General features: G+C 71.7%; 10 protein-coding genes. 1 reads left to right on the top strand and 9 read right to left on the bottom strand.

The features are described from left to right. Nucleotides 1–106: 106 nt before the first annotated feature. The 7 genes from dnaG to IE266_RS19300 all read right to left on the bottom strand — a co-directional run bounded on the left by dnaG (nucleotide 107) and on the right by IE266_RS19300 (nucleotide 9,936). The gene (dnaG, locus tag IE266_RS19330) at nucleotides 107–2,050 is read right to left on the bottom strand and encodes a DNA primase (protein WP_189681766.1); all 1,944 of its coding nucleotides are present in this window, start codon (nucleotides 2,048–2,050) and stop codon (nucleotides 107–109) included. Nucleotides 2,051–2,233: 183 nt separating this feature from the next. Next, nucleotides 2,234–3,361 carry a peptidoglycan-binding domain-containing protein gene (locus tag IE266_RS19325; RefSeq protein WP_189681765.1) on the bottom strand — a complete coding sequence of 376 codons (1,128 nt, stop codon included), beginning with the start codon at nucleotides 3,359–3,361 and terminating at the stop codon, nucleotides 2,234–2,236. Between the two features lie 2 nt (nucleotides 3,362–3,363). Next, entirely contained in the window at nucleotides 3,364–3,945 is a 582-nt protein-coding gene (locus IE266_RS19320) for an amino acid synthesis family protein (RefSeq protein WP_189681764.1), read from the bottom strand. Then, a complete protein-coding gene (locus IE266_RS19315; RefSeq protein WP_189681763.1) occupies nucleotides 3,938–4,786 on the bottom strand; it encodes a UPF0280 family protein in 849 nt (282 codons plus the stop codon). Before IE266_RS19315 ends, IE266_RS19320 begins: the two co-directional genes overlap by 8 nt. Continuing rightward, the gene (locus tag IE266_RS19310; RefSeq protein ID WP_229864304.1) at nucleotides 4,783–6,180 is read right to left on the bottom strand and encodes a 6-hydroxynicotinate reductase; all 1,398 of its coding nucleotides are present in this window, start codon (nucleotides 6,178–6,180) and stop codon (nucleotides 4,783–4,785) included. The genes IE266_RS19315 and IE266_RS19310 overlap by 4 nt, the downstream gene beginning before the upstream one ends. 211 nt (nucleotides 6,181–6,391) lie before the next feature. After that, nucleotides 6,392–9,106, bottom strand: a complete 2,715-nt coding sequence (locus tag IE266_RS19305) for a molybdopterin-dependent oxidoreductase (RefSeq protein WP_189681761.1) — start codon at nucleotides 9,104–9,106, stop codon at nucleotides 6,392–6,394. Further along, complete coding sequence (locus tag IE266_RS19300) at nucleotides 9,103–9,936, bottom strand: FAD binding domain-containing protein (RefSeq protein ID WP_229864294.1); 834 nt, start codon at nucleotides 9,934–9,936, stop codon at nucleotides 9,103–9,105. Before IE266_RS19300 ends, IE266_RS19305 begins: the two co-directional genes overlap by 4 nt. 92 nt (nucleotides 9,937–10,028) lie before the next feature. Between IE266_RS19300 and IE266_RS19295 the strand changes: the two genes are divergently transcribed. Beyond that, the gene (locus IE266_RS19295; protein WP_189681759.1) at nucleotides 10,029–10,451 is read left to right on the top strand and encodes a MarR family winged helix-turn-helix transcriptional regulator; all 423 of its coding nucleotides are present in this window, start codon (nucleotides 10,029–10,031) and stop codon (nucleotides 10,449–10,451) included. Between the two features lies 1 nt (nucleotide 10,452). Here IE266_RS19295 and IE266_RS19290 read toward each other — a convergent pair whose 3' ends face one another. Together IE266_RS19290 and IE266_RS26935 are read right to left on the bottom strand one after the other, a co-directional pair. After that, nucleotides 10,453–10,884, bottom strand: coding sequence for a CAP domain-containing protein (locus IE266_RS19290; RefSeq protein ID WP_189681758.1), 432 nt, complete (start codon nucleotides 10,882–10,884; stop codon nucleotides 10,453–10,455). A 271-nt stretch (nucleotides 10,885–11,155) separates the two neighbouring features. After that, complete coding sequence (locus IE266_RS26935; RefSeq protein WP_229864292.1) at nucleotides 11,156–12,466, bottom strand: peptidoglycan-binding domain-containing protein; 1,311 nt, start codon at nucleotides 12,464–12,466, stop codon at nucleotides 11,156–11,158. Nucleotides 12,467–12,522: the final 56 nt, after the last annotated feature.

The following is a 12,522-nucleotide window of genomic DNA, read 5'->3' as shown; positions in this document are numbered from 1 at the left end:
GCACGGGTACTACGGTCGATTCGCAGTTCGTCGAATCAATAGCGTTATCGGGCGATTCGGCCACCCGTCTAGCCGGTTTAATTACGAATTTCCCTACCATTCGGGGTCATTTTTTCGGTGTTGCGTGGCCGATTCGCTGCAAAAGGGCCTCGAAGGCGTCCCTTTCGTCACGGCTGATTCGGGCTCCGTTCGCTCCGGTGTCATAATCGGTCCGCTCCTGCTGCTCGCTGCGGATGGCCCGGTTGCGGGCCTCTGCGGCCTGGCTCAGCCGCCAGGTCAGCGCCTCGTCGGCCAGGTGGTGGAGGTCCTCGACCGCCTCGTCGATCTCGGCCTCGAGCCCGCGCTGCGCGTGCAGTTTCGCCAGTTCCTCGCTCAGCGTCATATGCGCGACCTCGGCATCGCCGGGCCGGCGCACGCCGGGCGCTATGGCGACATGGCCAAGGGAGAAGAGGTTTTCAAGGGGGCCGGGGCCGATTTCGGCGACAATTCCGGCGCGCAGACCCTCGGGGCCGGCATCGGCATGGCGCAGGATCAGGCCGCGCAGGCGGTGGTGATCGGGGTCGGAACACTCCAGCCGCTCGATCTCGGCCTCATAGGTGTGGATCACCTCGGGCGTCACGATCAGCGTCGCCAGCACCACCGCCTCGCGCAGCCGCACCTGGGCCGCGTCGTCCGAGATGACCAGCGGCGAGGAGCGGGTGCTGGAGAGCGGCGCCGCCGGCGCCCCCTTGGGCCCGCGCGGGCTCCAGGCCCCGCGTTCGCGCCGGGGCGAGAACAGCTCCTGGCGCAGCGCCTTGATCTCCTCGCCGTAATGGCCGCGGATCGAGGGGTCGCGGATCAGCTTGATCTTCTCGCGCAGCGCCTTGTCGAGCGCCGCCTTGCGCTCGGGGCTGTCGAAGACGCGGCCCTCGGTCTCGCGCTGCCAGAGCAGCTTCACCATCGGGATCGCCGCATCCAGCAGCGCCTGCATCGCCGGCGCGCCCGACTTGCGGATCAGGTCGTCGGGGTCCTGCCCCTCGGGCAGGATCACGAAACGCAGCGACTGCCCCGCCTCCAGCAGCGGCAGCGCCAGGTCGATCAGCCGCATCGCGGCGCGCAGCCCGGCGGTATCGCCGTCGAGCGCGATCACCGGCTCGGGCGAGATCCGCCACATCAGCTGCAGCTGCTCCTCGGTGATCGCGGTGCCGAGCGGCGCCACGGCGGCATGGAAGCCGCCGGCATCCAGCGCGATCACGTCCATGTAGCCCTCGGCCACGATCAGCGGCGCCCCCTTCCCCGCCGCCTCGCGCGCCGGGGCATGGTTGAACAGGCTGCGGCCCTTGTCGAACAGCTCGGTCTCGGGCGAGTTCAGGTATTTGGCGCTGTCCTTGGGGTCCATCGCCCGCCCGCCGAAGGCAATGCAGCGCCCGCGCAGGTCGCGGATCGGGAACATGATCCGGTTGCGGAAGACGTCATAGGGCTTCTTCCCCTTGGTCGAGGGCTTGGCCAGCCCCGCGCCCAGGATCAGGTCCTCGGCCACGCCCTTGCCGCGCAGGTGGTCCCAGAGGCCCTGCCAACCATCGGGCGCAAAGCCGATCTCCCAACGCTCGATCGCCTTGGCATCCAACTCGCGCCGCCCCAGGTAGGCACGCGCCTCCGCGGCCGCGCCGGTCTTCAGCTGCAGGCGGAAGAACTGCACCGCCTGCTCCATCACCTCGGCCAGCTCGCTGCGCCGGTCGGCCTTCTGCTGCGCCCTGGGGTCGCGCTCGGGCATCGCCATGCCGACCTCGCGGGCGAGGATCTCCACCGCCTCCATGAAGCCGACATTCTCGGTCTGCTGCACGAAACTCAGCGCATCGCCCTTCGCGTGGCAGCCGAAGCAGTAGTAGAACCCCTTGCGGTCATCGACGTGGAACGAGGCGCTCTTTTCCTGGTGGAAGGGGCACGGCGCCCAGAGATCTCCCTTGCCCTGGTTCGACTTGCGCGGATCCCACGTAACCTTGCGCCCGGCCACACGGGCCAGGCTGGCGCGGCTGCGCAGCTCGTCAAGGAATCCGGGAGGAAGACTCATGGCTCCTCATAGCAGCCCCACGCAGCGAAGGCGAGGCAGAGGCGCCACGCCCCCCTCTTCTCTTCTTCACAAATATCTCCGGGGGGCCGCCCGGCACGGGCGGCGGGGGCAGCGCCCCCTCCCCGGTTCGAGGTCGCGTAGGGCGGGGTTCACCCCGCCGCCCCCCAACCGCCTGCCCCGGCCTCAGCGCGTCTCGGTCGGGTCGGGCGCGGGCCGGCCGCTCCTGCGGCCCTCGGCGGGCTTGCTCGCGGCCACCCCGAACCCGGCATAGAAACGCTCCACCGGCTGCCCGAAGGCCTGCTCGAAGGCCGCCTCCCAGCCCGCGGCCGGGATCGCGCGCCAGAAGTCCAGGAAGGCCGCCTCGCCATGGGTCCAGGCCAGCAGCACGCCGGCATAGCCCGCGTGCATCTCGGCGGTCTCGCCGCCCCGCACCTCACCCGCGGACCAGCCCCGCAGCACGGCGGCGTCATAGTCCTGCTGCGCCTCGAACCAGCGCAACTTGTCCTGCAGCGAGGTCTGCGGAAAGGCAAAGCCGAACTCCATCGCCACCGCCGCCGCCTCGGTCAGCCAGCGCGGTCCCCAGATGCCCTCGCGCGCCCTTGCGTCGAGCCGGATGTTGCGACCGACGAGCTGGCGCTCGAAGACATGGGTCAGCTCATGCGCCACCAGCCGGCGCAGCTGCCGCCGCTCGAAGGGCGTCCAGGCGCGTTCGGTGGTCCAGCCGGGCGCGAGGCAGAGCGCCACGGTCTCGTCGAAGGTGACACCCGAGGCGGGATCGGCGCCGTCGCATTGCTCGTGCAACAGCGGCGCGATCAGCCCCCGGACAACATTGCCATCCAGCGCCCGTGCCGTCCTCTCGGCCAGGTGGTCGATATCGGTCTCGGCGATCACCACCAGCGTGCCGGGGATATCCGCGCCCAGCGTGGCGACGAGAAAGGCGCGCGCCTCGAGGATCGTCGCCTCCAGCACCGCGCCGCGCTCGGGCACCACTTCCGCCCCGACCTCCAGCCGCAGCGGCCTATCCGCCGAAGGCCAGGCGCCGCGCAGGTCGAGCCGGCGGCCGATCTCGCCGCACCAGACCGAGGCGTTATGCGCGGTCAGCCGCGGCAGCGGCGCGAAGGTCGGCTCGCGCGCGACCAGCTCGGCCAAGGCGGCGCGCGTCCTCGGGCCGACCAACCCGTCCGCCGCCCCCGCGTCGATCCCGAGCCGCGCCAGCTGCGCCTGCACGCAGGCGACATAGGCGTCCGCCGCCGCCGCGACCGGGGCCAGCAGCAGGGCCAGGGCCAGCCCGATGCGCCGCAGGGCCGCCATCCTCAGCGCAGGCCGTCCTCGCCCTTGACCTCGGAGACCGAAAGCCCGCCCATCCGGTTGTGGATCCGCGGCCCGCGCGTCATCGCCAGCGCAAAGAGCAGCTCGTCGGCCTTGGGCCCGTCCGGCACGCCCACCTCCATCGCGTCGAAATGGCTGCGCACATAGGCCGCGTTGATATGGCCGAGCGGCACGTCGATCCGGGTGCCGACCCCGCCCACCTTCATCGCCGAGGGCACGATGGCCTTGGCCTCGCCCAGCCGCGCCCGCATCGCATAGCCCCCCGGCACGTGCCAGAGCGCGGTATGCTCCAGCTCGCCGCGCTCGCCCACCAGCCCGGCCTTGCCATAGCCGTCGATCCCCTCGATGCCGCCCATCGCCTCGATCAGCCGGTCGGTCATCATCAGGCCCAGCGGCTTGAGGTCGTCCATCGCCGATTGCAGATCCTCGGCATAGGTGCCGGCGAAGGGGTTCTTCACCAGCGCCACGATGGCCGCCCGGCGGCGCGGGCTGGCGGCGGCGGGGCCGCCGTCGTGGTGGATCTCCTCGATGAAGAGCATGGTCTTGCGCAGGGTGAATTCAGGCATGGATCGCCTCCTTGATGGTCTCTTCGATCAGTCCGGGCCTGCCGGTGACCCGGCGCACCCCGTTCAGCGTCAGCAGCGCGGCGGCGATCAGCCCGCGCGCCACCGCGTCGCGTGCCGCTTCGGCCCCGGCCTCCAGCGCCAGCGCGGTCTCGGCGGCGCTGAGTGCGCCGACGTCCACCGTCACCAGCCGCGCGCCGAGGTCGCTCTCGGGCGCGATCTCGCAGGCCGGCAAGCGCCGGATCGCCGGATGACCGGGGAGGTCCACCGCATTGGCGATCATCGTCGCGGCGGCGTCGGCCCCGGCGGCGCGTGCCGCCAGCACGGTGACGCTCTCGGCGATGCCGAGCGAGAAGCTCCGCCCGCCCCGCCCCGAGGTAGCGATGCCCCGCACCCCGTCGCCCGCGCGGATCAGGGCGCTGTCGCCCAGCCCGTCGGCAATCGCCGCGCGGAAGGACTGCCCCGGCGCGAGATGCAGCGCCACGTCGCCGCCATTATTCACATAGGCCCGTTCCAGCACGCCCGCGCCGCACATCGCCGCCAGGATCTCTTCCGCCACCGCACCGGCCACCGCCGCCATCGGTGTGATGAAATCGGGCAGGAAGGGCAGCACCGCCGCGTGCATCCGCCGGGCAATCGCGCCCCGAGGGACGCGGCCCGAATCGGCGGGCGCGCGCAGCAGGGCGAGCTCGCCGACAAGTTCCTCCATCACGGTGGCAAAGCGCGCCTCGGCGGCGCGCAGTGCCGCATCGCGCCCCGCCCCCTCGGCCCCGATCACCAGGTCGATCGGCCCGTGGTGCAGGTGCAGCCGGCCGCCCGGCAGCCATGCCGCCTGGGCGCTCACCGCGGCCCCTTCGGCGCCACCGCGCGCACGTCAGCGCCGTATTCACCGCCGCTTTCGAGCACGTCGGCCACCGAGCGCACCGCCTCGTCATGGCCGCCAAGCGCGCGGTATTCGGCGCGGCTCACGGTGAATTCCAGCGGCGCGACGATGGCGGGCGTCGGGACGTAGCCGAAGGCGTTCTCGGGCATGTCCTTCACGTCGGCCATGATGGTGATGCCGCCGCCGGGCCAGACATAGGCCGGGATCCCCGCCACGCTGACCCTTGTGCGCTGGCCCTGCACCGAACGGGTCAGGCGCACCGGGTTCTTCGTCACGCCCGAGCGCAGCGACCCGCCGGCCCCGCCCATGAACATGACGGTGCAAAGCGCCGGCTCGCAATTCTCGGCGATCAGCTCGACCGAGGGGCGCAGCGCCTCGGGCAGCGGCGCGGGCTGCGGCACGAGGGCCTCGTCGAGCATGTAATAGCCATATTGCTCGCCGGTGGTGGAGACCATCAGCAGGGTCAGCCCGGGGCGCGCGCCCTTGCGGGTCTCGAAAGGCGCGAGGATGGTCAGCGGGTCGGTGATGTCGGTGCCGCCCCAGCCGAGGCCCGGCTGCGCCACCTGGAAATAGCGCCCCGGCGTCGAACGCCGGCCCCTGATGCGGATGCCGGTATCCTCCCAGCCGAGCACCTTGCCGGCCTGGTGTTCGCTGACCACGCCGGTGATATGGTCGTCGACCACCACCACCTCGTCCACCAGCCCGCGCCATTGGCTGGCGAACATGCCGATGGTGGCCGAGCCGCAGCCAACCCGCATCCGCTCTTCCCGGTGCCCATCGACGATGGGCGCGGCGCCGGACTGCACGATGACCGTGGCGCCATCGTCCACCACCAGCTCCACCGCCTCGCGGTTCAGCAGCCGCAGCAGCGCCTCGCAGGTCGCCCGCCCCTCGGGCTTGGAGGCCCCGGTCAGATGCGCGACACCGCCCAGGCTCATCATCTGCGAGCCGTATTCGGCGGTCATCATGTGGCCCACCGCCTCGCCCTGGTAGCGCACCGCCGCGCTCTCGTGGCCGAGGTGGCGGTCGGTGTCGATCTTCACCTTGGCGCCGCAATAGGAAAAGATCGCCTCGGTCACCACGGTGACGAAATCGGCGCCCTCGACCTCGCGGCTGACGATGAAGGGCGCAGGCTTGTAGTCGGGATAGGTGGTGCCCGAGCCGATGGCGGTGACGAACATGTCCTCGCCGCCGACGATGCGGCCATCCCAGTCGGCCTTGAGAAAGGGCCGGATCTCGCCGCCCTCGGCGATGGTGCGGTCGAGCACGGTGAGCGGATCGCAGCGCAGGATCCGCCCGCCGACATTGCCGTAGCGGTCGCAGGCGCCGATCTTGCCCTCGGCGATGTAGCACATCACCGGGCAGGCATCGCAGCGGATCTTCTCCTCGCGTTCGCGGCGGGGGGCGGGGTCGGTGGTCAATCTGGGCTCCTTCCCGGAGAGGTCCACGCCCGGGGCAGGCCGGGATTCGGGGGCGCTGCCCCCCCCGCCCGTTCCGGCCGGCTCCCCCGGAGATATTTATGAAGAAGAGAAGCCGGGGGCGCGGCGCATTTTCCGGAGGGGCGGGTCATGGGGCGGCCTCGCGGATGGCCGCCCGCACCCGGTGCGGCAGCGCCGGCAGGCGGGTGAGGCGCGCGCCCGAGGCGTGGCGGATCGCGTTCAGGATCGCCGGCGCGGTCGGGATCAGCACGTGTTCGCCCAGCCCCTTGGCGCCGAGCGGCCCCTCGGGGTCGGGCTTCTCGACGAGGATCGAGCGCACCTCGGGCATGTCGCCGGTGGTGGGAATGAGGTAGTCGTGCAGGTTCTCGGTGCGGCCGGGGATATATTCCTCCATCAGCGCCATGCCGAGGCCCTGGGCGATGCCGCCCTCGATCTGGCCCTCGGCCAGGGCGGGGTTGATTGCCCGGCCGACGTCATGGGCGGCGGTGATGCGCAGCACCTTCACCGTGCCGAGGTCGAGATCGACCGCCACCTCGGCCACCTGCGCGCCGTAGCCGTAGACCGCATAGGGTACCCCCTGCCCGTCGGCGTCGAGCCCGCTGGTGGGCGGGTCGTAGGTCTCCTCGACGCTGAGCGCATAGCCCAGAACGTCAAGCGGCAGCTCGGCGGGGGCGATCCGCCGGCTGCGGGCCCCCTCGCGCAGCACAACCGCGCCGTTCTCGAAGGCAATGGATGCCTCGTCGCCCATGTTCGCCAGCGCCAGCAGCCGCGCACGCAGCGCCTGCCCAGCCAGCAGCGCCGCCTTGCCGGTGACGAAGGTCTGGCGCGAGGCCGAGGTCTTGCCGCAATCGGGCGTCAGCGCGGTATCGGGGCCAATCAGCTCGACCGAGGCCAGGTCCACGCCCAGCGCATCGGCGAAGATCTGGGCGATGACGGTATTGGCCCCCTGCCCGATGTCGGTGGCGCCCTGGTGCAGCCTGAGACGCCCCTCGCGGGTGATCCCGGCGCGCACGGTCGAGGGGTTGGGCAGCCCGGTATTGCCGCAGCCATACCAGCAGGAGGCGACGCCCACGCCGCGCCGGATGCGTCCGCCCTGCGCATTCGCCGCCTCGGCCTCGGCCAGAGCCTGCGCCCAGGGGCCTTCCAGCGCCGCGAGGCAGTCGTCGATGCCGACGCCCCAAAGCTCCTGCCCGCAGACCGAGCGGTCGCCGTCCTTGAGCGCGTTGATCCGGCGGAAGGCGAGCCGGTCGATGCCGGCGGCCAGCGCCAGGTCCTCGAACAGCGTCTCCTGCGCCACCGCCGCCTGCGGCACGCCGAAGCCGCGGAAGGCCCCGGCCACCGGGTTGTTGGTATGCACCGCCCGCGAGCGCGCGTCATAGGCCGGCACGCGGTAGGGCCCCGAGGCATGGACCGGCACCCGCACCGCCACCGTCGGCCCCCAGCTGGCATAGGCGCCGGTGTCGAACTGGCCGTCGAAGACCATGCCGGTGATCCGGCCGGTGGCATCGGCCCCGGCGCGCGCCTGCATATGGGCCGGGTGGCGCTTGGTGGTCGAGGCCATGCTCTCGCGCCGGGTATATACCATCCGCGCCGGCCGGCCGCTGCGCAGAGCCACCAGCCCGATCAGCGGCTGCAGCGAGACGTCGAGCTTGGAGCCGAAGCCGCCGCCGGTGGCCGCCGGGATGATCCGCACCCGTTCGGGCGGGAGGGCGAGGATTTTCGCGGTCTCGTCGCGGTCCATCACCGGGGCCTGGGTGCAGGCGCGGATCACCAGAACATCGCCCTCCATCCAGGCGACGCCGGCCTCGGGTTCGATATAGGCATGTTCGACGAAGGAGGTCCGCACCTCCACCTCGGCCAGATGTGCGGAACCCGCCAGCGCGGCGCGGGCGTCGCCACGCCGGACCAGGCCGCGGGTCAGGATATTGCCGCCCCGGTCCTCGTGCAGTTGCGGCGCACCGGCGCTTTCCGCGCTGTCGGGGTCGCGCAGGCCGGTGTCCTCGGACCAGTCGACTGGGAAGGTGGCGAGGTCCAGCGCCTCGACCACCTCGGGCGGGCCGGCGACGATGGCGACCGCCTCGCCGCGCATCCGCACGCGGTCGCGCGCCAGGGCCGGCTGGTCGGCGAAGGCAGGGATCGCGCTGAAGCGGTTCTCGCCGGGGATGTCGGCGGCGGTGAAGACCTGCACCCCGTGCCTTGCGGCCCAGCTCTGGATGTCGCCCAGGGCGAAGCGCGCCGCGACATGCGGCGAGCGGACCGCCCGCACCAGCAGCGCCCCCTCGGGCACATGGTCGGCGCCGTAGGACTCGCTTCCGTCGACCTTGGGCCTGCCGTCCAGCCGTTCGACCCGCGCGCCCACCGCCGCGCCGGCCTTCGGCAGCGCGGGCGCGGCGGTGGCGGTGGCCATCACCGCGTCGACGATCTTGGCATAGCCGGTGCAGCGGCAGAGCACCCCGCCCAGCGCCGCCTCGACCTCGCCGCGCGAGGGACGTGCGTTGCGGGTCAGCAGGGCGCTGGCCGCCATCAGCATCCCCGGCGTGCAGATCCCGCATTGCGCCGCGCCATGGCGCAGGAAGCTCGCCTGCAGGTCCTCGGCCACGCCGCCCTCGACGGTGGCGATCTCGCGCCCCAGCGCGCGGCCGAGCGGCGTCAGGCAGGCGCAGACCGGCGCGCCGTCGAGCAGCACGGTGCAGGCGCCGCAATCGCCGGCGTCGCAGCCGACCTTGGTGCCGCGCAGGCCCAGCTCCTCGCGCAGCACATCCGAGAGGCGGCGTCCGGGGTCGGAGGCCACCTCGACGGGACGGCCGTTGATGCTCAGCGACGCAAGGCCCGCGTCCTTCATGCCCGGCCCTCCATCAGCTCGCCCACGCTGCGCCGCACCAGTTCCTCGGCCGCGCCGAGGCGATATTCGGCAGAGCCGCGCACATCGGCGATCGGCGACAAAACGCCCTCGAGGAAGCCCGGCTCCAGCCCGGCCACTTCCGCCGCGCCCATGCCGACCAGCCGCGCCTCGAGCGCGCCCAGCCGCCGCGCCACCGGGCTGCAAGCGCCGACCGCGACCCAGGCCCGTTCGATCCGGCCCTCGCGCAAGACCAGCCGCGCCGCGACCATGGCGATGGAGATCACCAGGTAGCGCCGCGCCCCCAGCTTGCGGAAGGTCGAGGCGCCCGCCGCCTCCGGTACCAGCACCGCGCTCAGCAATTCCTGGGCCCGCCGCGCCGTGCGCCGCGGGCCGATCAGAAACTCCTCCAGCGGCAGCACCCGCGCGCCCGAGGCCGAGACCAGCTCGACCGAGGCTCCCAGCGCCAGCAGCGGCGGCACCCCGTCGGCCGCCGGCGAGGCGTTGCAGAGGTTGCCGCCCAGCGTGCCGGCGTTCTGGATCTGCACCGAACCGACCTCGCGCGCCGCCGCCTTCAGCATGTCGAAACCCGCGGGCAGGTCGGCGGCGATCACCTCGCTCCAGGTGGTCCCCGCCCCGATCCGCCAGCCGTCCGCGTGGCGCGATACCCCGCGCAGGCCCGCCAGCCCCGAAATGTCCAGCACGTCGCCCGCCAGCCGCTGCCGTTCGGTCGCCGGGAACAGGTCGGTGCAGCCCGCCGCCACGGTCAGCGGCCCCTGCGCAAGGTGGCGCAGCGCCTCGTCCAGGTCACGGGGTTGCAGATAGGCTCCCACGGCCGATTCTCCTTCGCGGTTGGAGCGTCGATCTTGTTCGTATACAAACAGTGTGAGCCAGGCCCCGAAACCTGTCAACGCCCGAGGCCCCGATGCCTGATCCCGACCAGACATACCTGCTCGACCGCCAGGTCGGCTACCTGATGCGCCGCGCCAACCAGCGCCACCTCGCGCTCTTCGCCCAGGGCATCCCCGAGCTGACGCCGACCCAGTTCGCGGCGCTGGCCCGGCTCTGCCAGTCCGGCCAGGCTTCGCAGAACGCCCTGGGGCGGGCGACCTCGATGGATGCGGCGACGATCAAGGGCGTGATCGACCGGCTGCGCCGCAAGGGCTATGTCGCGGCGACCCCGGACCCCGGCGACAACCGCCGCATCCTGCTGGAACCGACGCCGGAGGGCCGCGCCGCCTTCGACCGGCTGGCGCCGCTGGCCCATGGCATCACCGCCGCCACGCTCGCCCCGCTGAGCCCGGCGGAACGGAAGGCCTTCCTCGACCTGCTGGAACGGCTCTGCTGACTCAGCAGCCCGGCGCCGCCAGCACCAGCACCCAGATATTGCCCTTCTCCCAGGCAAGGCCGTAGTTGCGGACATTCGCCAGAAGCATATTGGCCCGGTGCCCGTCCGACCCGGCCCAGCCCAGCATGATCTCCTCCAGCGAGCGCTGCCCGCGCCCGATGTTCTCGGCCACGGTGCAATAGCGATAGCCGGTGCGCATCACCCGGTCGCCGACGGTGCTGCCGTCCGCGCCCCGGTGCGACAGCCCGCCCCGCGCCAGCAGGTCGCGCGCATGGCGCTCCGCCGCCTGCTGCAGTTGCCCCGAATGCGCCAGCGGCGCCAGGCCGACCTTGGCGCGGAACCCGTTCAGCGCCTCGCTCGCGCCGTTCACCCGGTCCGCCCGCGCCCCGCCTGCCGCAAGCAGCAGGACCAGCGCCATCACGATTGTTCTCATGCCGCCCTCCCGGCGCCCTTGCCAACTGTCAGTCCTGGCCCTGCCGGGTCCCTGGAGTATTTATCAAAGAGAAGAAAACGCAAAACTCCCCCTGATTTCTCTTCTTTCCAAATACCTCCGGGGGGGCCGCGCCCCAGGGGCGCGGCGGGGGCAGCGCCCCCCGAATCCTGCCTGACCCAGGGGCGTGAACCTCCGCCAGGCGCGCTCCCTGAATACGGAACGCCCGCCCCCCTGCGGGGACGGGCGTCACCCTCCAGGCGTGTCGCGCGGATCAGTTCTTGGCCGGGAAGGACGGCAGCTTGGCCGAGCCGCCGCCGCCCGCGGTGGCGTCCTGCAGAACCGCAACCCGGTCGGGCGACTGGCCCATCACCGCCGCGCCGGCGGTCGAGGTCACGGTGTCCAGCGCCATCTGCATCCAGGCGTTGGCCCGTGCCGGGTCGGCCTTGGCGGTGCCGAAGCCCTCGCGCATATGGTGGCTGATCACCTCGCCATAGCCAAGCTGACCCGAGGCCGCCAGCAGCACGGCCGAGGCCAGCGCCATCTGGGCGTTGTCGGTGCGATAGCCGACGCCGAGGCAGACCTTGCCGCCTGCGGCCAGCTGGTCGATCGGCTGGCCCGACTGCTGCAGCACCGCCGAGGTATCGGCGATCACCTGGTCGGGGCGCGAGCCGGCGAGATTACCGAGCTGCGGTGCGATCACCTGGGCCAGGCCCTCACACTGCTGCGCGATCTGCGCGTCGGTCATGTTGGGGATCGTCGCGGTGATCGAGGTGCTTTCCGCCATCGCATGGGTGCGGGCCAGGCAGAACTGCTCGTTGAGCGCGAATTCCGCATCCTGCACCCGTCCCGGCGCGGTGATGCCGCCATTGGCCGCGGTCAGCACGTTGATCTGGTTGCAGTGTTCGTTCACCGAACGGTCGGTCTGGCCGAAGGTGAAGGACGGCAGCGCCGCGTTGTCCTGGCGCGCGGTCACCGGTGCCGGCGCCGGGGCCGGTGCAGGCACGGGAGCCGGAGCCGGGGCGGCGGTGGCCACCGGGGCGGGCATCGGCGCGGGGGCCGGGATCGGTGCCGGGGCCGGCGTCGGCTGCGCGGCGGTTGTGGCGATACCGAGCTGCTCGTTGCGATAGGTGCGCAGCAGGCCGGACGGGCCCTGGGTCGCCATGATCTGGTTATAGGGCGCGACATGCGAGCTCGACAGCGCGCGCTGATACGAGCCGAGCAGGAAGTCGCGCTCGTAGGGGTCGATCTGGCCGTCGGGGGTAAAGCCCATCTGCGCCTGGTATTGCGAAACGGCCGACCGCGAGCGGCTGCCCATCACACCATCGGCGGTGCCGGCATTGTAGCCGAAGTAGTTCAGCGCCGTCTGGATCTGCCGGTTCTCTTCCCGCGTCACCGAATAGGCCGGCGCGGTGCGATAGACCGTGCGCTGGCGCTGCTTGTTCTTGTTCATCTCGTTGACAATGATGCCACCGAGGATCATGCCGCCGATGGCGGCACCCGCATCGCTGGCCTGGGCACGCTCGACCGGCACGGCGATCAGGGCCGCCATCGTCAGCGTCGACAAAAGTTTGCTTTTCAACATCTTCAAAAACCTCCGGGGCATAATTCCGCCAGTTTCCTGTGCGGTGTCACAGCGTT

Source organism: Seohaeicola zhoushanensis, assembly GCF_014656415.1.
GTDB lineage: Bacteria > Pseudomonadota > Alphaproteobacteria > Rhodobacterales > Rhodobacteraceae > Seohaeicola_A > Seohaeicola_A zhoushanensis.
Note: the sequence above shows the minus strand (reverse complement) of the source record. Positions and strands in the feature narration are given on the sequence as shown.

Bases quoted from the DNA above. Each gene is read 5' to 3' on its own strand.
- dnaG (WP_189681766.1), bottom strand. From the start codon at position 2,050: ATGAGTCTTCCTCCCGGATTCCTTGACGAGCTGCGCAGCCGCGCCAGC.
- IE266_RS19325 (WP_189681765.1), bottom strand. From the start codon at position 3,361: ATGGCGGCCCTGCGGCGCATCGGGCTGGCCCTGGCCCTGCTGCTGGCC.
- IE266_RS19320 (WP_189681764.1), bottom strand. From the start codon at position 3,945: ATGCCTGAATTCACCCTGCGCAAGACCATGCTCTTCATCGAGGAGATC.
- IE266_RS19310 (WP_229864304.1), bottom strand. From the start codon at position 6,180: ATGTGCTACATCGCCGAGGGCAAGATCGGCGCCTGCGACCGCTACGGC.
- IE266_RS19305 (WP_189681761.1), bottom strand. From the start codon at position 9,106: ATGAAGGACGCGGGCCTTGCGTCGCTGAGCATCAACGGCCGTCCCGTC.
- IE266_RS19295 (WP_189681759.1), top strand. From the start codon at position 10,029: ATGCCTGATCCCGACCAGACATACCTGCTCGACCGCCAGGTCGGCTAC.
- IE266_RS19290 (WP_189681758.1), bottom strand. From the start codon at position 10,884: ATGAGAACAATCGTGATGGCGCTGGTCCTGCTGCTTGCGGCAGGCGGG.
- IE266_RS26935 (WP_229864292.1), bottom strand. From the start codon at position 12,466: ATGTTGAAAAGCAAACTTTTGTCGACGCTGACGATGGCGGCCCTGATC.